The sequence below is a fragment of the Pseudomonas moraviensis subsp. stanleyae genome (genome assembly GCF_036283065.1).
GTDB lineage: Bacteria > Pseudomonadota > Gammaproteobacteria > Pseudomonadales > Pseudomonadaceae > Aquipseudomonas > Aquipseudomonas stanleyae.
Window position 1 is genome coordinate 373,837 of record NZ_JAADJI010000003.1, and the last position, 23,592, is coordinate 397,428.

Consider the following 23,592-nt stretch of genomic DNA (forward strand, 5'->3'; position numbering starts at 1 on the left):
CCTTGGCAGCGCCCGCGCAAAAACCGGGCGATCAACCCACCCGTGCCATGCAGTGTTCGATCAACGCTTCAAGCTCGCGCTGGTAATCGCTCATCAGCGCATCCATGGTGCCGGCGCGGTAACGCTGGTTGCTGTAGATGCAGCGCAAGGCCAGTTGCCCGTCATAGACCTGGCCGACGATTTCCAGCCAGTTGCCCAGATTCGCCTTGAGGCTGTAGTTGTCGCCAGTTTCTTCCAGTGCCGGCACCAGCAACGCCTGTTCGTCGAAACTCTGGTCGAACTGGCCGAGGTAGTTGAACGTCACCCGTGCCTGCGGCAATTCGGCCAGTTGCGCCGAAATGTCCGGCCCGGCCAGATGACGCAGCACGCCGTAGCCGATGCCTTTCTGCGGTACGCCCGCCAGTTGCGCCTGCACATCGATGATCGACTGGCCGATGTCGTCGCTGTCCGGGCGCAAACGCACCGGGAACATGCTGGTGAACCAGCCGAGGCTGCGGCTCAGGTCGATCGATTCGAAGAGGTCTTCGCGACCGTGCCCTTCAAGCAGAATCAGCGCCGACGGTTGCTGACTCCAGCGGCACAGCGCACGGCTGAGGGCTGACAGCAGCAGGTCGTTGATCTGCGTGCCGTACACCGCCGGGGCCTGTTTGAGCAGTTGTTCGGTGTGCTCGCGGGACAGCTTGAGCCGTGCCTGCGCCTGTTGCCGCACAAGGTTCTTGCCGCGCGGGTTGTCGCACGGCAGATCGACGCCCGGTTGATCCAGTTGCTCCAGCCAATAGGCCAATTCCTGCTCGGCAATCACAGGCGCCTGCGCCTGCAACGCTTCGGCGAACGAACGATAACTGCTGGTGCGAATCGGCAACTGCGCTGGCAGCCCCTGCACGCAAGCTTCATAAGCGACTTTCAGATCGTCGAGCAGAATCCGCCACGACACGGTGTCGACCACCAGGTGATGAATCACCACCAGCAGCCGCGCCTGGCCATCCGGCAAGGCCACATGCATGACCCGCCAGACCGGCCCGTCTTCGAGCTTGAGGCTGCGTTGCGCGAGGTTGGCCAAGGCTTCGACCTCTTCGCTGTTTTGCGCTTCGCGGCGCCATAGCACTGCGTCATCTGCCGCGCTGATGCTGTAGCGCTGCAACCAGCGCCCGCCGTCGTTGGAAAAACGCAGGCGCAGCGAATCGTGATGTTGTTCGATCAAGCACAGCGCCTGTTCCAATGCATCGAGATCCAGCGGCTGACGTGCGCTGAGCAGCAACGACTGGTTGTAGTGATGCGCCTCGGCCATGCCTTCGGCGAAGAACCATTGCTGGATCGGCAGCAGATTGAACGCGCCTTCCGCTGCCACCTGGGTCAGGTCCGGCAGCGCTTGCCCGGTCCCCTCCTTCGCCACTTGCTGCTCGACAATGCCGGCGATGGTTTGATAGCGCATCAGATCGCGCAGCTTCAGCTCCATCTGCAGGGTCGGATGGTTTCTCACCCGCGAGATCACTTGCAGGCTGAGGATCGAATCGCCGCCCAGTTCAAAGAAGTTGTCGCTGATACCCACCTGCTCGACCTGCAACACCTGCGCCCAGATCTCGGCCAGCAAGGTTTCCTGCTCGGTGCGCGGCGCAACATATTCGTCGCTTTTGAACTCCGGCTCCGGCAGGGCCTTGCGATCGAGTTTGCCGTTGGGCGTGACCGGGAACGCGCAGAGGCAGACGATCTGCGCCGGCACCATGTATTCCGGCAGCGAGGCGCGCAGCCCCGCCTTGAGTTCATCGCCGATGTCTTCACCGCTGGTGGTGACCACGTAACCGATCAGTTGCTTGCCGGACGCATTGTCCCGAGCGATTACCAAAGCATCGCTGACCGTCGGCAATTGACGCAGGCTGGCCTCCACCTCGCCCAGCTCGATACGGAAGCCGCGCACCTTGACCTGATGGTCGATGCGTCCGACGTAATCGACCACACCGTCCGGACGGCGGCGCACCAGATCGCCGCTGCGGTACAGGCGCTCGCCGGGCGCAAACGGGTTGGGCACAAAGCGTTCGGCGCTCAGATCGGGGCGCCCGTAGTAACCGCGAGCGATGCCGTAGCCGCCGATGTACAGCTCACCGGCAAAACCCGGCGGCAGCGGATTCAGATCGTCGTCGAGCACGTACAGCGAACGCGCACCGACCGCGCGGCCGATCGGCGCATACGCCGCTTCGCAGTGCTGGCTGATGGCGACCTTCCAGAGCATCGGCGTGACCACGGTTTCGGTCGGGCCGTAGCCGTTGGTGAAGTATTGCGGACGCAACGCGGCTTTGACCTGTTCGAAGGTCTGCTCCGGCACCGCATCGCCACCGAAGCAGTAGATGCGTACCGGTGGCGGCGCGATGCCGCTGGCTGCCGCGTACTCGGCCAGTTGCTTGAGGTAGGCCGGCGGGAAGCAGGCGATGGTCACGCCGTAATCGTGCAGGGCCTGATAGGTCTGCTCCGGGGTCCACAGGCAACCGTCGCGGATCACTAGACGACCGCCGCTGTACAACGTACTCAGCCAGCGTTCATGAGCGCCGTCGAAAGCGAACGACATGAAGTGCAGCTCGCAACTGCTGGCATCCATTTCGTACAGCTCGGCGATGGCCTGGCAGTGCATGCTCAGCGGGCCCTGAGTAACGGCCACGCCTTTCGGCCGTCCGGTGGAACCGGAGGTGTAGACCAGATAGGCCAGGCTCTGCTCATGGACATCGCAAACCGGAGCAGCGTCGCTATAGAGACTGCGATCGAGCTGATCGATTTCCAAGCGCAGCAGGCCTTGCGGCACCGGCAACGTCGCGCGCAGGCCGGTTTGCGTCAGCAGCAAAGCCATGCGCGAATCCTCGATCATGTACGCCAAGCGCTCCGGCGGATAATCGATGTCCAGCGGCACGTACGCGGCACCGCTCTTGAGCACGGCGAGGAAGCTCACCAGCATTTCCAGCGAACGCGGCAACGCCACGCCGATCACCACTTCCGGCCCGGCACCGTGGGCGATCAGGCACTGCGCCAGTCGGTTGGCCTGACGCTCCAGTTCGGCGTAGCTCAGGCTTTCGCCGGCGCACTGCACGGCGATCGCATCGGGTTGCTGTTGCGCATGACGACCGATCAGCTCCGGCAACAGGCGAGGCTCATGGCGGTGCGCCGGCTCGGCACTCCAGGCCTGCGCCGCATGCCATTGTTCAGCGGACAGACGCTGCAAGTTGCCCAGCCGCTCATACGGCGCCGCCATCATCGCCGCGAGGGTGTTTTCCAGGGTCAGGCGAATGCCCTCCACCGCCTCGGCGCTGAAGTGGCTGCGCAGGTACAGGTATTCGATCGACAACTCGTCGCCGAGCATCACCGCAAGGTCCATCGGCACGTTGGTCACGCCATGGCCGATGGATTTGCCGAAGGTGAGCTCGGTGTCGGTTTCTTCCTGCAAGCGCTCGTCGATCGGGAAGTTCTCGAACACCACGATGCTGTCGAACAACGCCTGACCACCGAGGTTCGACCAGCGCTGCACATCGGCCAGCGGTGCCTGGGAGTAATCGCGAATGTCGAGGTTGTAAGCCTGCACTTCACCCAGCCAGTCGGCCAGACGCTGATCGGCCTGCGGCGTCTGAATGATCGGCAAAGTGTTGATGAACAGGCCGAGCATGTTCCCGACGTTCGGCAGACTTTCCGGACGCCCCGATACGGTGGCGCCGAAGGTCACCGTCTGCTGGCCGGTATAACGCTGCAACAGCAGCAGCCACGCGCCCTGGATCAGCGTGTTGGGGGTGATGCGCAAGTCGCGGCAGAACTCCAGCAGACGCGCGGTTTGCGCCTTGTCCCAATTCGAATAGAGCGCATCGTGGCCGCTAACGTCGGCGCTGTGGCGCGGGTGCATCGCCTGACTCAGCGCAGTCGGTTCGCTGACCACCGCCAGACGTGCTTTCCAGAACAGCTCCTGGGCGTCCTGATCCTGCGCCTGCAACCAGGCAATGAAGTCGCGATAGCGGCCATTTTCGCCAGTCACCTGGCCCGTGGAGTAATACTGCAAAACCTCGCCAAACAACCGCGAACTGCTCCAGCCGTCCATCAGAATATGGTGGCTGGTCCAGATCATCTGGAACTGCTCGTCGCCCAGATGCAACAGGGTCACCCGCTGCAAACGCGCTTCGGACAAATCAAAACCCAATGCGCGGTCGGCGCTGGCGAATTCGGCAATCGCCGCCTCGCTGCAGTCCTGCCCACGCCAATCGAGCACCTGCATCTGCAGCGGCGCATGGCGATGCACAACCTGCAACGGCTTGGCCAGCCCATCCTGCCAATGGAAACTGGTGCGCAGGATCGCCTGACGCACAATGATGAATTCCCAGGCCCGGCGGAAGCGCTCAACGTCGAGGCCCTTGATCGGCAGGCTGACCTGTTGCACGTAAAGGCTGCTGCCGTTATCCGACAGCGTATGGAACAGCATGCCTTCCTGCATCGGCGACAGCGGGTAGACGTCTTCGATCAGCTCCGCCGGCACCGGCAAGGCATCGAGCTGGGCCTGATCCAGTTGCGCCAGCGGGTAGTCGGCAGCGCTGGCGGATTGCGCGTCTTCAAGCGAAACCACTGCGGCCAGTTTCTGCACCGTCTGCTGCTGGAACAGGTCTTTGGGGGTGAAGCAAATGCCCTGCTGCCGCGCGCGGCTGACCAACTGGATCGAGATGATCGAATCACCCCCGAGGGCGAAGAAATTGTCGGTCACGCCGACCCGCTCGATCTTCAGAATGTCCTGCCAGACCTCGGCCAGTTGCTGCTCCAGCGGCGTCGACGGCGCTACGAAATCGCGTTGTGCCTGGCTGGCGTCCGGTGCCGGCAGAGCCTTGCGATCGAGTTTGCCGTTGGGCGTCAGCGGCAATTGCTCGAGGAACAGCCACTGCGCCGGCACCATGTATTCCGGCAGATGCGCCTTGAGCGCGGCTTGCAGTTCGGCGCTCAGCTCATCCAGTTGCGCGAGGCTCTGATCGGCCTCGGCCGGCACCACATAAGCCACCAGTTGCTGGCCGCCAACGCCGTCCACCGCCAGCACCACACCTTCGCGCACGCTGGTTTGGGCCAGCAGACGCGCTTCGATTTCCCCCAGTTCGATACGGAAGCCACGCACCTTGACCTGATGATCGATGCGGCCGACGTATTCGATACAGCCGTCATCCAGCCAGCGCGTCAGGTCGCCGGTGCGGTACATACGCTCGCCGTTGCTCGCCAACGGGTTGGGCACGAAGCGCTCGGCGGTCAGGCCCGGGCGCAACAGATAGCCACGGGTGATGCCCGCGCCGGCCAGATACAGCTCCGCTGCAATGCCGAGCGGCGCTGCCTGCAATTGCTCGTCGAGCAGGTACGCGGTGGTGTTGCGCAGTGGCCGGCCGATATTGGCCTGGCCGCCGGGTTCACGGCGGGTCCAGGTCGAATACGTGGTGTCTTCGGAAGGCCCGTACAGATCGTAGACGTGGGCGACCGAGGTCTCGCGGTACAGCGTGTCGACCAACGCCTGCTTGAGCGGCTCGCCGGCCAGATTGATGATGCGCACGCCCGGCGGGATCTGGCCGATGCGTTGCAACGCGGCAATCGCCGACGGCACGGTGTTGATCAGGCGCACCTGATCACGCTCGGGCAAGTCCGGCAGTTCCAGGGCATTGCGCGCCATGACCATGGATCCGCCGCGCGCCAGGGTGACGAAAATCTCCCACACCGACAGGTCGAAGCACACCGACGTCGAGGCCAGCACGCCTTGCAGGTCGTCTTCGCTGTAGACCTCGGTGGACCAGTGAATCAGTGCCTGCACGTTGCGATGGGCGATGGCCACGCCTTTCGGTTTACCGGTGGAACCGGAGGTGTAGATCACATAGGCAAGATTGGCCGAGTCAGCGCGCGCCGGCAGGTTGTCCGGTACCTGCGCGGCAAACGCCTCGCCGCCGGCCTCGACCAGCACCACCTGCGCTTCTGTCGAAGGCAGTTGCGCCAGCAAGGCTTGCTGGGTCAGCAGGACTTTCGCCTGGCTGTCGTCGAGCATGTAGGCCACGCGGTCGGCCGGGTAGTCCGGGTCCAGCGGCACGTAGGTGCCGCCGGCCTTGAGCACCGCCATCAGGGCGATCACCAGTTCCGCCGAACGCGGCAGCGCCACGCCGACGCGCACTTCGGCGGTGACACCCAGCGTCACTAAATGCCGGGCCAGCTGATTCGCTCGCCGGTTCAGTTCGCCGTAACTCAAGGCCACGCCGGCATGACTCAACGCCAGTGCCTGCGGATGCGCGGCCACCCGTGCTTCAAAGCTCTGCGAGATCAAGCGCTCGGCCGGATAAGCCGCGTGATTGTCGTTCCACTGCGCCAGCGTCTGACGCTCGGCCAACGGCAGCAGACCGATCTCGCCGAGAGCCTGCTGCGGCGCTGCGATAAATTGCTCGAGCACTTCGCGCAAATGTGCGGCCAGAGCGAGCACGCTGCGTTCGGCAAAGTGTTCGGTGAGGTAATTGAAATCGAGGTTGAGCACCTCGCTGGCGCCAGCGATCAGGGTCAGACCGTAGTTGGTCTGCTCGCGATGCTCCAGACCGGAGAAACGCAGCCCGCCCGGATTGGCCTCCAGCGCTTCAGAGACCGGGTAGTTCTCGAACACCAGCAAGGTGTCGAACAGCGCCTCGCCACTCAAGCCGGCCAGACGCTGAATGTCCTGCAACGGCGTCTGTTCGTAGTCGCGCAGCAACAGGTTCTTGTCCTGCACGCTGCGCACCCAATCCCCAACGCTGAGGGTGGCCTGCGGGCTGGCGATCACCGGCAAGGTATTGATGAACAGCCCCAGTTGCTCCTCGATGCCCGGCAAATCCACCGGACGCCCGGATACCGTGGCGCCAAACGCCACGGTGGCCTGACCGGTGTAGCGCTGCAACACCAGCAGCCATGCCGCTTGCACCAGACTGTTGAGCGTTACCTGTTGCTGGCGGGAGAAGTTGTTCAGACGCTGAGTCAGCGCTTCATCGAAATGCAGACGATGCATCTGTTTGCCCGGCCCCGGTACGGTCCGTCCGTGGCAGGCCGACGCCAGTCGGGTCGGTTCGTCGAGTTCGGCCAGTTGCCCGCGCCAGAAATCCTGCGCAGCCGCCTTGTCCTGGCCCTGCAGCCACACCAGAAAATCCCGATAGCGGCCCTGCGCGCTCGGCACCGGCTGGCCGGCGTAATCCTGCAGCACTTCGCCGAACATCCGCGAGTTGCTCCAGCCATCCATGAGGATGTGGTGACAAGTGAAAATCAGTCGATGACGAGCATCGGCGGTGCGCAGCAGGCACAGGCGCAACAGCGGTGGATTCTGCAGATCGAAGCCGCGTTCACGGTCGGCCTGCGCCCGCGCTTCAAGTACCGCCGGCAGATCAGCGGCATCGCGCACATCGATTTCCGGCATTTCCAGGGTCAACTGACGATTGATCACCTGCAACGGCGCGTCGAGGCCATCGCGGCCCCAGATGAAACCGGCACGCAGCACTTCATGGCGATCGACCACGCGCTGCCAGGCTTGCTGGAACCGCGCGATGTCGAGGCCGTCGATGTCCAGCAGCATCTGATAGACATAGGCGCTGGCGTCCGCGTCGTACAGGCTGTGGAACAGAATGCCTTGCTGCATCGGCGCCAGCGGATAGATGTCCTCGATGCGCTGAGCGCCGATCGGCAGGCTGTCCAGATGCGCCTGGGACAAACCAGCCAGCGGCACGTCGGACGGCGTGAGGCCGCCCGCATGGCTGAGGCAGTGGTCGATCAATTCGCTCAGCGCCGTTTCGTAGGCGCGGGCCAGAGCGGCAATCGTCGCCTCTTCGAAGACGTCGCTGCTGTAGGTCCAGGTCAGGCTCAACTGGCCCTGATAAACCCGGCCATCGATGGTCAGCCAATTGGCCATCGGCGCGTTTGCGTCCTGACCGGCGCCCTTGTCTTCGGTGGCTGGCCGCCACAAGGCGTCTTCGTCGAAGTTGTTATCGAACTGCCCGAGGTAGTTGAACGTCACCTGCGGTTGCGCCAATTCATGCAACGCCGCTTGTGCGGCGGGCGTGCCGAGATAACGCAGCAAACCATAGCCGATGCCCTTGTTGGGGATCGCGCGCAGTTGTTCCTTGATGCCTTTGATCGAAGTTTCCAGGCTCGCATTGGGTGTCAGGCGCACCGGGAACATGCTGGTGAACCAGCCCACGGTGCGGCTCAGGTCGATGTCGTCGAAAAGGTCTTCACGGCCATGGCCTTCGAGCTGCACCAGCGCACTGTCGCTGGCCGTCCACTCGCACAACACCCGCGCCAGTGCGGTCAGCAGCAGGTCGTTGACCTGGGTGCGGTAGACCGCCGGGGCCTGTTGCAGCAACTGCCGGGTCCGTTCGGCATCCAGGCGCGTGTCGACGCTGCGCTCGAAGCGGTTGTTCAACTGGCCCTGTGGATTGTCCAGCGGCAAACCGAGCGGCGCGTCGCGCAACTGCTCGCGCCAGTAGGCCAGCTCACTGTCCAGCGCCGCGCTGCGCGCATGCTCTTGCAGGCGCAAGCCCCAGTCCTTGAACGCGCTGGTCTTCGCCGGCAGGTGCACGCTCTGTCCGCTGCTGATCTGCTGATAGGCGTTTTGCAGATCTTCGAGCAGGATCCGCCACGACACGCCATCAACCACCAAGTGATGGATGACCAGCAGCAGACGCTGACTGGCGTCCGGCAAATCGACCAGCGCCGCGCGGATCAGCGGGCCGTTTTGCAGATCGAGGCTGCGTTGCAGGTCCAGGCACAGCGCTGGCAATCCGGCGCTGTCGTCCAGCGTAAAGCTGCGCAACAAGTCTTGTGGCTGATCCGCAGCGCAATGGCTTTGCTGCCAGCCCTGTTCGGTTTGGCGATAACGCAGACGCAAGGCGTCGTGCTGTTTTTGCACTTGTGCCAAGGCCTGTTGCAGCGCAGCGGCTTGCAGGGTTTTCGCCGGGGTCAGCAGGATCGACTGGTTCCAGTGATGGCGCGCCGGGATGTCGCTGTGGAAGAAGTAATGCTGGATTGGCGTCAGCGGCGCGTCGCCGAGCACCTCGCCCTGCTCCGTTTGCACGGCGTCGCTCTGTTGCGCGACGGTGGCCAGACGCTGCACGGTCTGGTGCTGAAAAATGTCCTTGGGCGTGAAGCGAATGCCGGCCTGCCGCGCGCGACTGACTACCTGAATCGAGATGATCGAATCGCCGCCCAGCTCGAAGAAGTTGTCGTGCAGGCCGACCCGTTCGACCTTGAGCACGTCCTGCCAGATCTCGGCCAGACGCTGTTCCAGTTCACTGCGCGGTGCGGCGTATGCCTCTAGCACTTGCGCTACATCCGGCTGCGGCAGTTGCTTGCGATCGAGTTTGCCGTTGGCGGTCAGCGGCAGTCGGTCGAGGAACGCCCAACTGACCGGAACCATGTAATCCGGCAGGGTCTCGCGCAGATGCGCCTTGATCGAGTCGCGCAGGGCGCCCTGCTCGTCCGCGTTCACAGCCTCGACGGGCACGACCCAGGTTGCCAGTTGCTGGCCGCTGAGGCCGTCCACCGCCAGCACCACCGCTTCGCGCACCTGCGGATGCTTGAGCAGTTGCGCTTCGATTTCGCCGAGCTCGATGCGGAAGCCACGGATCTTCACTTGATGGTCGATACGGCCGATGTACTCGATCACCCCGTCGCCGCGCAGCCGTGCGAGGTCGCCGGTGCGGTACAGGCGCTCGCCTGCCTTGCGATTGAACGGATCGGGCACGAAGCGGGTGGCGCTCATGCCGGCCTGATTCAGATAACCACGGGCCAGACCGGCGCCGGCGATGTACAACTCACCGATGCAACCTTGCGGCACCAGGTTGAGCGAACTGTCGAGCAGGTACCACGACAGGTCGACAATCGGCGCGCCGATCGGGCTACTGTGATTGCTCTGCAGATCCGCCAGCGACAATGGCCGGTAGGTCACGTGCACAGTGGTTTCGGTGATGCCGTACATGTTGATCAGCGTCGGCGCGCGGTCGCCAAAACGTTCGAACCACGGACGCAAATTCTGTACTTCCAGCGCCTCGCCACCGAACACCACGTAACGCAGGGCATTACTGCGCGAGGATTCACAGGCGACCTGCATCAACGGCTTGAATGCGGACGGTGTCTGGTTCAACACCGTGACATTTTCATCGCAGAGCAGCGTGTAGAAATCCTCCGGCGAACGACTGACATCGTGGGGCACGACCACCAGTTTGCCGCCGTACAACAGCGCGCCGAAAATCTCCCACACCGAAAAGTCGAACGCGTAGGAATGGAACAGCGTCCAGCTGTCCTGCGCGCCGAAATCGAACCACTGCTCGGTGGCGCTGAACAGGCGCATGACGTTGCCGTGCGGCAGCAACGCGCCTTTGGGTTTACCGGTGGAACCGGAGGTGTAGATGACGTAGGCCAGATTGTCCGGCGTGATCAGGCATGGCGGGTTGCTTTCGATGCTGTGTTCCGGCGTCTGATCCAGATCGAGGCAGACCAGCCCCGGCGGAATCGGCAACTGCCCGAGCAAATGACCCTGGGTCAACAGCAATTGAATGCCGCTGTCGTCGATCATGTAGCTCAAGCGATCATCCGGGTAGCTCGGGTCCAGCGGCACATAGGCACCGCCGGCCTTCAGCACCGCGAGGATGGCGACGATCATGTCCAGCGAACGCTCGACCGCAACGCCGACGCGCACGTCCGGGCCGACACCCCGCTCGATCAGCGTATGCGCCCATTGGTTGGCGCGGCGATTGAGTTCAGCGTAGGTCAGGCGTTGCCCGGCAAAGCTCACCGCCACCGCGTCGGCATGCCGCGCGGCCTGGGCTTCGATGGCTTGCTGGATGCACTGGGTCAGCGGTTGTTCGACCCGCAGCGGATTCCATTGCGCCAACAGCTGTTGCTGCTGGCCGGCGTCGAGTATCGGCAATTGGCCGATGCGCTGGGTCGGCTCGGCGACGATCGCCTGCAACAGCGCAGTCCAGTGTTGCGCGAGGCGCTCGATAGTCGCCGCGTCGAACAGGTCGGTGGCGTACTTGAGCACCGCTTCGATGCCGTGGGCCTGTTCGGTGGTGTTGAGGGTCAGGTCGAATTGCGCGGTCTGGCTCTGCCATTCCAGCGGCTCGATGTTCAGACCGTTCAGGCGTGTGGCGACGCTTGCGCGGCGCTCGGCCTGGTGATTGAACATGACCTGGAACAGCGGACTGTGACTCAGGCTGCGGCCCGGCTCGAGCGCTTCGACCAGTTGCTCGAAGGGCAAGTCCTGATGCGCCTGCGCCTCCTGCGCGGTCTGCTTGACCTGACGCAGCAGCTCGACAAATGGCAACTCTGCGTCGACATCCGCCTTGAGCACCTGGGTGTTGACGAAGAAACCGATCAGGCGCTCGATTTCCACCCGCCCACGGTTGGCCACCGGCACACCGACACGGATGTCGCTCTGCCCGCTGTAGCGATGCAACAAGGCCTGAAACGAAGCCAGCAGCAACACGAACAGCGTGACGTTTTCCTGCCGGGCGAAGGCCTTGAGGGCATGGCTCAGCGCCGGGTCGAGAATCAGGTTATGGCTGGCGCCGGCGAAGCTCTGTTCGACCGCGCGCGGGCGATCCAGCGGCAGCTCCAGTACCGGCTGTTCACCGCCGAGTTTTTCCTGCCAGTAGGCCAGTTGGCGCTCCTGCTCCCCGGCCTCCATCCACTGGCGCTGCCACAAGGCGTAATCGGCGTATTGGATCGGCAGCGCGGGCAGACCGGCGTCATGACCGAGGTTGAAACCGGCGTAGAGCTGCACCAGTTCCTCGATCATCACTTGCAGCGACCAGCCATCGGAAACGATGTGGTGCAGGGTCAGCACCAGCACATGCTCAACGGGGCTGACCTGCAGCAGCGCGGCACGCAGCAACGGGCCGTGCTGCAGGTCGAAAGTCTTCTGGCTCTGGGTCTGGACGAAGGCCTGGATCGAACGCTCCGGATCATTCGCCAGTTCAGTGCTCAGGTTGTGAATATCGAGGGTAAAAGGTCCTGCGGGCAGGATCACTTGCAAGGGTTGTGCACTGTCTTGAGTGAATACCGTGCGCAAGGTTTCGTGGCGTTCGATCAGCGCGGCGATGCTGCGTTGCAGTGCCGGCACATCCAGCGGCCCCTGCAAGCGCAGGGCCGTCGGAATGTTGTAGGCCGCGCTGTGCGGTGCCCACTGCCAGAGGAACCACTGGCGCTGCTGAGCGTAGGACAGCAGCAACGGCTCTTCAGCCGTGCGCTTGAAAACCGGGGCAATGTCAAAGAGGTTGACGCCTTTCTGCTTGAGCAGAACCGCCAGAGCCTTTCTTTGCTTAGCCGAAAGTTGTCCTACCGACTCGATTAACTCTTGCACGCGTTTTTCCCTCTCAAGAAATCAGTTTTTCCAGATCATCGAGGGATAGACGTTTGAGGGCCTCCAGTGATTTAGCCAATTCATCCTGAACGGGCGACATTTCGACGCGCAGGGCTTCGATCCGCGCGCAGAACTCCTTGAGCGTGTCGGTTTCAAACAGCGCCTTGAGCGGCACCTTGTCGCCGAGGCGCTCCTGCACCCGGGTCACCACCAGCGTCGCCAGCAACGAATGCCCACCCAGCTGGAAGAAGTTGTCCGCCAGCCCTACCCGCTCGACCTCCAGCACCTCCTGCCAGATCGTCGCGACCTCCCACTGCAGGTCGCTTTGCGGCGCCTGGTATTGCTCCTGCGTCGGGCTCTCGGCCAAGGCCATCAGCGCCTTGCGATCGAGCTTGCCGTTGGGCGTCAGCGGGATCGCGTCGATCAGGTGCAGATGCCCCGGCAGCATGTGCGCCGGCAAACGACTGGCCAGCGCGCTGCGCACCCGCTCGGTCAGGGTCGACCGCTGGCTGTCCGGCGCGGCGACGAAGTAGGCATGCAGGTGTTTGCCAGCGGCGCCGTCCTGCGCCAGTACCACCGCTTCGCCGATATCGTCGAGTTCCAGCAGGCGCGCTTCGATCTCGCTGAGTTCGATGCGGAAACCGCGAATCTTCACCTGATGGTCGGCGCGACCGATGTACTCGATATTGCCGTCGTCGCCCTGGCGCACCAGATCGCCGGTGCGGTACAGACGCTCGCCATTGCTCGCGTAAGGATTCGGCACAAAGCGTTCGGCGGTCAGCGCTGCGCGGCGCAGATAGCCGCGGGTTACCCCGGCACCCGCCAGGTACAGCTCAGCCGGCACACCCGCGGGTAGCACCTGCAATTGACTGTCGAGCAGGTACGCCACGGTGTTGTCCAGCGGCCGGCCAATGTTCGCCCGCCCCTGAGGCGTGCGCAGGGTGAAGGTCGAATAAGTGGTGTCCTCCGACGGCCCGTAGAGGTCGTAGACCTGCTGTACTTGGGTGCTGGCATACAGGCTGTCGACCAGACTCTGCTTGAGAGGCTCGCCGGCCAGATTGATGGTGCCAACCGAAGCCGGAATCTGCCCGGCCCGTTGCAACGCGGCAATCGCCGACGGCACGCTGTTGATCAGGGTGACCTGCTCGCGGGCCGGCAAGTCGGCCAGCGCCAGCGCGTTGTCGGCCAGCACCAGACAGCCACCGCAGGCCAGCGTGACGAAGATTTCCCACACCGACAGATCGAAGCAGATCGACGTCGAAGCCAGCACGCCGCGCAATTGCTCTTCGCGATAGACCCCCGCTGACCATTGAATCAGCGCCGACAGATTGCCGTGACTGATCGCTACGCCTTTCGGTTTGCCGGTGGAGCCGGAGGTGTAGATCACGTACGCCAGATTGTCTGCGGCGAGGTTGACCAGCGGCACAGTGGCGGGGTATTCGCTGGCGACGCTCGCCTCCACCAGCAGCACCTGCGCGCTCAAGGTTTCGGGCAGCATCGCCAACGCCGCCGGTTCGGTGAGCAGCACGGCGGCGCGGCTATCGTCGAGCATGTGCAGCAAGCGTTCCTGCGGATAATCCGGGTCCAGCGGCACGTAGGCGCCACCGGCCTTGAGGATCGCCAACAGTGCGACCAGCATCTCCGGCGTGCGGCGCATGCACACGCCGACGCGCACCTCCGGCCCGACGCCCATGCCTTGCAGCTTGTGCGCCAGACGATTGGCCCGGGTATCGAGGCTTTGGTAATCGATCGATTGCTCAGCAAACAGCACCGCGTTCGCCTGCGGCTGACGTTGCACTTGCGCGGCGATGTGCGCCAGCACCGTGCGTCGATCCGGCGCGGTCACCGGCGCCTTGCCCCACTCGATCGCTTGTTGCCGTTGTGGTTTAGCCAGCAGTTGCAGCGCGCCCAACGGCTGGGTGGCGTCGGCGAGGAACTGCTCGAGCAGGCCTTGCAACTGCGCACTCAACGCACTGATCGCTGGAGCGTCGAAACTGGCCTGATCGTAACTCACGCCCAGACTCAGCTCGCGGCCGGTAACCGCGACCAGCGTCAGCGGATAGTTGGTCTGCTCCTGCCGGCGGATTGCCGAGAACTTCAGGCCCGTCTCAGGGCCCTGCGCCAGCGCTTCAGCCATCGGATAGTTTTCGAACACCAGAATGCTGTCGAACAACGCCCCGGCACCCGTGCCGGCCCAGCGCTGAATGTCATACAGCGGCGTGTGTTCGTGCTCGCGCAAGGCCAGGTTGAGGTCCTGCACATTTTGCAGCCATTGGCTGACGCCGATCTCCGGCGATGGCGCTGCCACCACCGGCAAGGTATTGATGAACAGGCCGATCTGCTGTTCGACGCCCGGCAAATCGGTCGGCCGCCCGGCCACGGTCGCGCCAAACGCCACGTGATCCTGCCCGGTGTAGCGCTGCAACAACAGCAGCCACGCCGCTTGCACCAATGTGTTGAGGGTGACTTTCTGCTCACGGGCGAAGCGGTTGAGATCGGCGGTCAGCTGTTCGCTGAACACATGCTCGTGATCGGCATAACCGCTTGCGTCGCGCTGCCGGACCGGCATGGCGCTGGCCAGTCGCGTCGGCTCTTCGAGTTCCGCCAGCGCCGCGCTCCAGAATTGCCGACTGGCCTGTTGGTCGCGCTGGCCAAGCCATTCGATGTAATCGCGATAGCGCCCCTGCCCTGCGCCCGGCGTGATGCCGGCGTAGCGTTGCAGCACTTCGCCGAACAACTGCGAAGTGCTCCAGCCGTCCATGAGGATGTGATGACAGGTGTAGATCAGGTGATGAGTGTCCTCATCGGTGCGCACCAGCGTCACGCGCAACAGCGGCGCCTCAAGCAGATCGAAACCACTTTGCAAATCTTCAGCGGCGAGATGATCAAGCGCGGCATCCAGGCCATCGCGACCGCGCCAGTCCTGCACCTGCCACGGCATCTGCACACGGCTGCGCACCACTTGCACCGGCGCGGCGGCATCCTGCGGCCAGACGAACGCGGTACGCAGAATATCGTGGGCTTCGAGGGTCTGCTGCCAGGCCTGGCGGAAGCGCTCGGCGTCGAGTTGTTCCACGTCGACCCGCATTTGATTGGTATAGGCCGGGCTGTCCGGCTCGTTGCGGCTGTGGAACAGAATGCCTTGCTGCATCGGCGACAGCGGGTACAGATCAACGATGTCACGCGGCGCGATTGGCAGCGCCGACAGCTGCGCCTGCGTGAGGTTGGCGAGGTTGAAGTCCGAGGGTGTCACGCCACCGGCGTCGCTCTCGCAGCAATGTTCGATCAGGCGCTCCAGCTCGACGCGATAGGCCTCGGCCAACGCCTCGATGGTCTCGGCGCGGTACATGCCGGTGCCGAAGGTCCAGGTCAGTTCCAGCTCACCGCCGAAGACCTGACCGTCGACACTCAGCCAATTGCCCAGCGGCGCCTGCTCATCCTGATTGGCACCGGTGCTGTCACCGCTCGGCAGGAACAACGCGCCTTGCTCAGCATTGAACGCGCCGTCGAACTGGCCGAGATAATTGAAGGTCACCCGCGGCTGCGCAAGCGTCTGCAACTCGGCAGAACGCGTGAGGTAACGCAGCACGCCATAACCGATGCCTTTGCCCGGCACCGCGCGCAGTTGCTCCTTGATCGCACACAGCGACGCAGCGGGATTTTCCTGCGGGGTCAGGCGCACCGGGAACAGGCTGCTGAACCAGCCGACCGTGCGGCTCAGGTCGATGTCGTCGAACAGGTCTTCACGACCATGACCTTCGAGCTGGATCAACACCGAAGGCTGCTCGCTCCAGTCACACAGCACCCGTGCCAATGCTGTCAGCAACAGGTCGTTGATCTGCGTGCGATACGCCGCCGGGGCGACTTTCAGCAGCTTGTCGGTCAGTGCCTGGCTCAGGCGCGTCGTGGCGCGGGCGGCCTGGGCGCGGGTCTGGCTGTCCTCGGCGAAATCCCGTGGCAGTGCCGCGTCGTCGGCCTCAAGGGTCTCGCGCCAATAGGTGCTTTCGACCGCCAACGTTTCACTCTGCGCATAACGGTGCAACTGCCCGGCCCAGTCGTGCAGCGAACTGCTTTTGCCCGGCAACGCGAGCGCAGTCCCCGCCGCCAATGCGTGGTAAGCCTGCTGCAAGTCCTCCAGCAGAATGCGCCACGACACGCCGTCGACCACCAGGTGATGGATGACCAGCAACAGACGTTGCTCAGCATTCGGCAGAGTTACCAGCACCCCGCGCAGCAATTGCCCGCGTTGCAGATCCAGGCTGCGCTGCGCCGCGTCGGCCAGCGCTGGCAAGGCGTCGAGGCTGTCCAACTCGCGCACCCAGAGCAGTTCGGCATCGCGCTGTGGCTGCGGCAGAGCCTGCCAGCTATCGCCCGATGGCACGAAGCTCAGGGCTAGCGCGTCGTGCTGTTCGACCAACGCCGTCAGCGCCGTGCGCAGATGCGCGGCGTCCAGCGTCAGGGTCGGTTGCAGCATCACCGACTGATTCCAGTGCTGGCGCTGGGCAATCGGCGTCTCGAAGAAACGTACCTGAATCGGCAGCAACGGCAACGGCCCGCGTGCCGCTGGTGCGACGATGGCAGCCGGTTTAGCTTCGATGAGTTTGGCGACGGCGGCCAGTTGGCCGATGGTCTGTTTTTCGAACAACTGCTTGGGGCTGAGCTTGATGCCCTGGCGCTTGGCCCGCGCGATGATCTGCAGACTGAGAATCGAGTCGCCACCCAGTTCGAAGAAGTTATCGCTGCTGCCGACCCGCTCGAGCTTGAGCACCTCGGCCCAGATTGCAGCCAGTTTCTCTTCGATTTCACCGACCGGCGCGACGAACTGCTGGCTGACCACGCCGGGCACGGGCAAGGCGCGTTTGTCGAGTTTGCCGTTGGCAGTCAGCGGCAGTTTTTCCAGCAACAGCAACTGCGCCGGCACCATGTAGTCCGGCAGCCGCGCCTGCAATTGCGCGCGCAGCGCCTGCGCCTGCACCTTCGCGCCCGCTAGCGGCACGCACCAGGCCAGCAGTTGCAGGCGCGCCGGATCGTCATCCACTGGCAGTGCAAGCACGGCGGCTTCGCTGACGCCATCGAGGCTGAGCAACAGCCGCGCGACTTCCGCCGGCTCGACGCGGTAGCCGCGCACTTTCACTTGATCGTCCGCACGACCGATGAATTCCAGCGCCTGCTCGCGGTTGCGCCGGACCCGGTCGCCGCTGCGGTACACCCGCGCGCCGGCTGCGCCGAACGGGTCGGGCAGGAAACGTTCGGCGGTCAGTCCCGGCTGATTCAGGTAGCCCAGGGCAACGCTGTCGCCACCGATGTACAGCTCACCGGCAACCTTATCGGCCACCGGGTTGAGCACATCGTCGAGCACATAAACATGGGCACCGGCCAACGCCGTGCCGACCGGAACGCTGCGCGTTTGCGCGGCAAGTGCTTCGACCTCATGGGTCAGCACGCCTACGGTGGTTTCGCTCGGGCCATAGTGATTGATCAGGCGACAGCCCGGTTTCAGTTGCTGCACGCGCTCGACCAGCGCCGGCGAACAGGCTTCGCCGCCGACGATCAATGCGTGTTCCGGCAGCACGTCGGCTGGCTTGGCCGCCTGCAACAGCGCGGCGAGATGGCCGGGAACGATTTTCAGCACGCCGACGCGATGGCGGGCCATGTAGTCGGCAAAGCGGTCCGGGTCGAAACCGAGCTCTTCCGGCAGCACATGCAGCAGTCGGCCCGAGCACAGCGCGCCAAACAGCACGGTGAAGCCAAGGTCGGCGGCGATGGTCGAAACCAGCGCCATGCTCGCCTCGGGCGCAGGCGCCAGACGCTCGAGGACGCCGCGCACATAACTGCCCAGCGCACCGTGGCTGACCAGCACGCCCTTGGGTTGGCCGGTGGAACCGGAGGTGTGAATCACGTAGGCCGGCGACTGTGCATACAGCGTTAACTCAGGCGCGGACGTCGGCAGTGACTGCCATTGCCCCGGTGTGAACGTCAGGCCCTGACAGCCCTCGACCGCCAGTTCGCTGACCCGCGCATCGCCTTCGGCACCGATCAATGCCCGTGCCTGCGCAGCGCCGAGCATCTGCTCCAGTCGCGCGCTCGGCGCCTTGACGTCGAGCGGCATGTACACCGCGCCAGCCTTGAGAATCGCCAGCACGCAAGTCAGCCAGTCCAGCGAACGTTCCAGCAGCACCGCCACCGGTTCGCCGACATTGATGCCCTGCGCACGCAAATAATGGGCGAGACGATTGGCTTCCTGGTCCACCGCCTGGAACGTCATGGTCTGCTGAAGATCACGGGCGGCCAGCGCCTGCGGCTGGCGGGCCACTTCACGGGTCCAGTGCTGCAACACCGTCAACGCCGGTTCGCGTTGAATGGCAAGCGCCGCAGGCCGTTGCGTGGCGACCGTGTGCAGCGGCGCCTGCGGCGCATTGAGCAATTGGCTGAACAGGTCGAGCAACATCGGCACGAAAGCGGCGACCGTTTCCGCCCGATAGAGATCGCTGGCGTAGGTCATCTGACCGTGGATCAGTGCGCCGTCGTCGGTAATGTCCAGGGCCAGATCGAAATGCGTGCCGTCCTTGGCCAGCGGGTATTCGCTGACGGTCAGACCGGGCAAGGCCATCGAGCGTTGTTTCTGCATGCCGACGTTCTGGTTGAACTTGGCCTGGAACAGCGGGTTATGACCGAGGGTGCGTTCGGCGACCAACTCGTCGACCAGTTGCTCGAACGGCAACTCCTGATGCGCCTGCGCGCCGAACGCCGCTTCACGCACCTGCGCCAGCAGATCGGCGAAGCTGCCGCGCTCATCGACCTGGCAACGCAGCACCTGAGTGTTGACGAAGAAACCGATCAGCCCTTCGACTTCGGCGCGGCCACGGTTGGCATTTGGCACGCCGACACGGATGTCGCGCTCGCCGGCCAGACGCGAGAGGAACAGCGAGAAACCGGCCAGCACCAGCATGAACAGGCTGATGCCCTGGCTGCGCGCGAAGGCATTGAGCTGCTGCGAAAGGTCAGCACCGAAATCGAAACTCAGGGTCTGTCCTGCAAAGCTTTGCGTCGGCGGCCGGGCAAAGTCCGGAGCCACTTCCAGCAGCGGATGCTCGTCGCCCAGTTGCTGACGCCAGTAGTCGAGTTGGCGTTCGCCCTCGCCGGCTTCCAGCCAGCGCCGCTGCCAGATCGCGTAGTCCGCGTATTGCAACGGCAGCGCCGGCAATTGCGGCTCACGCTGCAGACTGAACGCCTGATAGCACTGCACGAACTCCTTGACCATGACGTCCATCGACCAGCCATCGGAGACGATGTGGTGCATGCTCACCACCAGCACGAACTCGTCGTCGGCCAAGGCAAACAGGCTGGCGCGCAACAGCGGGCCATGGCGCAGATCGAACGGCTGGGCGGTGACCTCTTGCACTTTTTGCGCGAGCGCCGACTCGCGCTCTTGCGTGGCGATGCCGCTCAGGTCGAAGCGTTCCAGGGCAATACTCTGCTGCTCGAGAATCACATGATGGGGCTGATCGCCGTCAGTGTGGAACACCGTGCGCAACACTTCGTGGCGCGCCAGCAGATGATCGAACGAACGGCTCAGTGCCGACTCGTCCAGCAGACCTTTCAGTCGCAAGCCAGCGGCCATGTTGTACGCGGCGCTGTACGGTTCCAGTTGCCAGAGAAACAACAGGCGCTGCTGGGCGAACGACAGGGGAATCTGTGCGCAGTCGTGGCGGCTGACCGGCAGCGGCAGCAGGCTGAAATCCTTGCCCTCCTCTCGTAGCCTGGCGAGAAACAGCCGACGCTGTTCCAGCGGCAGGCCGACGAATCTTTGCGCAATACGTTCCGCCATCGTGCCGCTCATACTTGTTCTCCTTGCAAAGCATTCATGAACTGATCCAGGTCGGACCAGTCGTCGTCACCGCTCGCCTCGGCCAGTTGCCCGAGCACCTCGGCGAGATCCGCCAGCAGCGGTTTTTCGAACAGGCTGCGCAGCGGCAGCACCACACCCATCTGCTCCTTGACCCGGGCAATCACCTGCGCGGCCAACAACGAATGGCCGCCCAGTTCGAAGAAGTGATCGTCCAGGCCCACACGCGGCACTTGCAGCACCTCGGCCCAGACCTGCGCCAGACAGTGCTCCGCCGGCGATTGCGGGGCGCGGTAATCGCCCTGTAACTGCGCCGGATCCGGCGCCGGCAAGGCCTTGCGGTCGAGCTTGCCACTCGGTGTCAGCGGCAGGTTCGCCAGCAACAGCAGATGCCCCGGCACCATGTAATCCGGCAGGCTGGCCTGCAGCGCGGCGCGGGTTTGCTGACGGAACGCCGCTTGCGTCGCCGCACTGGCGAGCACCGCCGGTTCCGTCACCACGTAGGCAACCAGTTGTGCACCGCCCGCGAACGGCACCGCCAGCACCACCGCTTCGCGAACGCCCGGACATTGCTGCAGGCGCGATTCGATCTCGCCCAGTTCGATGCGGAAGCCGCGAATCTTCACCTGATGATCGACCCGGCCGACGTACTCCAACGCGCCATCGCCGCGCAGCCGCGCACGGTCGCCAGTGCGATACAGGCGCTGGCCGTCGGCGAACGGATCGGCAATGAAGCGCTCGGCGCTGAGGCTCGGCTGACGGTGATACCCCCGCGCCAGCCCCGGCCCACCGATGTACAACTCGCCCACCGCGCCTTGCGGCAGCAGGTTCAGATCGTCGTCGAGCACGTACAGGCGCCGCGCTGCCAGGCCCTTGCCGATCGGCATGCCGCGCCACGACACGTCCTGCGCGGTCAGTGCAGTGCAGTCATGAATCGTCGAGACCACCGTGGCCTCGGTCGGGCCATAGGTGTTGAGCAGGCGCACATGGCCAAGCCCGGCCTGCTGCCACAAGCGTAAACCGTCCACCGCCATGGCTTCGCCGCCAACGTGAACCTGTCGCAGCGCACCGAAACTGGCCGGCGGTTTCGCCGCGTATTCCTGCGCCAGCCAATACCAGTAGGCCGCCGGCAGATCGGCCAGGGTGATGCGGTGATCGATGATCACCTGATGCAGCGTCGCGCTGTCCCACAACGGCGCGTCGCGCATGACCACGCTGGCGCCATGGCACAGCGGCGGGAAAAACTGCTCGACGAAACCGTCGAAGCTGCTGGTGGCGAATTGCAGAACCCGGTCGCCTTCGCGCAGATCGCTGTAATCGATGGCGCGGGCGATGAACTCGCTCAGTGCGCCGTGACTGACCGCCACGCCTTTCGGCCTCCCGGTGGAGCCGGAGGTGTAGATCACGTAAGCGAGGTTGTCGGCCTCGACCGTGACCGGCAGGTTGTCGCTCCTCCCGCTGTCGTCCAACTGTTCCAGACACAGGCACTCGATGCCATCGAGGGGCGGCAGGCTGGCGAGGCTTTGCCGGTCGCTGAGCAACAGCTTCAGGCCACTGTCATCGAGTACATGGCGCAGGCGTTCGGCCGGGGTCTGTGGATCCAGCGGCACATAGGCACCGCCGGCCTTGAGCACCGCCAGCAGCGCCACAGCCAATTCCAGCGAACGCCCCAGCGCGACGCCGACCAGCACGTCCGGGCCGACACCCTGTGCGCGCAACTGATGGGCCAGACGATTGCTGCGAGTGTTGAGTTCGGCGTAGCTGAATGCCGGTGCAGGCGCAGTGGCCAACCGCACCGCCGGCGCTTGCCCAGTGCGCGCGACCTGCGCTTCGAACAGGCTTTGCACGCTGGTGAAATGAGGCGCAGGCGCAGTGGACTGAATCAGCGCTTGCCGCTCGCTATCGGCGAGCATCGCCACGTCGCCGATCAACTGCTGCGGGTCCCGGCACACCGACTGGAGAATGTTGCGCCAATGCCCGGCCAGCGCAGCGATGGTCGCGGCGTCGAAAATATCCGTGGCGTAAGTGAAGGCGGCGAACAGTTGCTCGCCCTCCTCACGGGTGTCGAGCATCAGGTCACTGGTGGCCGCGTGTTGCCGAGCGCTGCCGGCCAGTTGTTCTTCGCTCAGATAGCCCACGCGCAAGCCTGAAGCGAGTTGCGCCTGATGCAAATCGGTGACCAGCGGTTGATGGTTGAACATCACTTGAAACAGCGGATTGTGGCTCTGGCTGCGCGCCGGTTGCAGGGCTTCGATCAGGGCGTCGAACGGCAGATCCTGATGGGCCTGAGCACCCAGTGCCGCTTGGCGCAGGCTCTGCAGCAGCGCAGTGAACGGCGTCTGCGCAGTGACCGCGCTGCGCAGGATCTGTGTGTTGACGAAGAAGCCGATCAGGCCTTCGGTTTCACTGCGGGTGCGGTTGGCGATCAGCCCGCCGACACGAATATCGGTCTGGCCGCTGTAGCGATGCAACAGGGTTTTGAACGCTGCCAAAAGCACCACGAACAACGTCACGCCCTGGCGCTGGGCGAGGTTTTTCAGCTCTTCGCGCAGGGCTGCGTCAATCACCGTTTCCAGACGTGCGCCCTGATGGCTGGACTGCGCGGGATAAGCGCGGTCGGTGGGCAATTCCAGCACTGGATGCTCGTCGCCCAGTTGCGCGCGCCAGTAGTCGAGTTGCCGCTCGCGCTCGCCAGCCTCCAGCCAACTGCGCTGCCATAGCGCATAGTCGCGGTAATGCACGGTCAACGGCGCCAGTGTCGGTTCGCGCCCCGCGACCAGCGCGTCGTAGGTACGCATGAATTCGTCGATCAGAATGTTCATCGACCAGCCGTCGGCGATGATGTGATGCAGGGTCAGCAGCAGCACGTGTTCCTCTTCGGCCAGGCGCAACAGCCGCAGACTCAGCAGCGGGCCGTTCTGCAGATCGAAGGCCTGGGTCGCCTCGGCCATCATGTGCTGCTGCGCGAGCGGCCAGCGCTGCGCTTCGGGCAACCCGCTCAGGTCAGTCACGGGCAACTTCAGTGGCTGCGGCTCGGCCACACGCTGGAAGGCACGCTCGCCGTCCTGGCCGAAGGTGGTGCGCAAACATTCGTGGCGCGCCACCAGACGACTGAAGGCCTGCTCGAGTGCCTCGACTTGCAGAGCGCCATCCAGACGCACCGCCATCGGCAAGTTGTAGGCGGCGCTGGTCGGCTCCAGTTGCCAGAGAAACCACATGCGCTGCTGCGCGTAAGACAGGCCGTCGCGCTCGGCGATGCCTTCGCAGGCGGTCATGGGAAGCTGCGCAAAATCGATGCCTTCGCGGGCCATGCCGGCGAGGAACAAACGACGTTTGTCCTGGGGCAATTCGATAAAGCGGCGGGCTAGTTTCTGTGCGTCTGCGGCATTCATGCGTGGAG

At 64.1% G+C, this 23,592-nt stretch carries 3 protein-coding genes; all 3 read right to left on the minus strand.

The window, feature by feature from the left end; translation table 11 throughout:
• Nucleotides 1-31: 31 nt before the first annotated feature.
• The 3 genes from GXB78_RS06950 to GXB78_RS06960 are packed head-to-tail and all read right to left on the minus strand — an operon-like array spanning nucleotide 32 to nucleotide 23,584.
• Nucleotides 32-12,346, minus strand: a complete 12,315-nt coding sequence (locus GXB78_RS06950; RefSeq protein ID WP_329514867.1) for a non-ribosomal peptide synthase/polyketide synthase — start codon at nucleotides 12,344-12,346, stop codon at nucleotides 32-34.
• 13 nt (nucleotides 12,347-12,359) lie between these two features.
• Nucleotides 12,360-20,186: a non-ribosomal peptide synthetase gene (locus GXB78_RS06955; protein WP_329514868.1), complete on the minus strand. Its 7,827-nt coding sequence runs from the start codon at nucleotides 20,184-20,186 to the stop codon at nucleotides 12,360-12,362.
• Nucleotides 20,183-23,584: an amino acid adenylation domain-containing protein gene (locus tag GXB78_RS06960; protein ID WP_329514869.1), complete on the minus strand. Its 3,402-nt coding sequence runs from the start codon at nucleotides 23,582-23,584 to the stop codon at nucleotides 20,183-20,185. The genes GXB78_RS06955 and GXB78_RS06960 overlap by 4 nt, the downstream gene beginning before the upstream one ends.
• Nucleotides 23,585-23,592: the final 8 nt, after the last annotated feature.

Excerpts from the sequence above, each read along its gene's own strand:
- GXB78_RS06960 (WP_329514869.1), bottom strand. The coding sequence starts at position 23,584 with ATGAATGCCGCAGACGCACAGAAACTAGCCCGCCGCTTTATCGAATTG.
- GXB78_RS06955 (WP_329514868.1), bottom strand. The coding sequence starts at position 20,186 with ATGAGCGGCACGATGGCGGAACGTATTGCGCAAAGATTCGTCGGCCTG.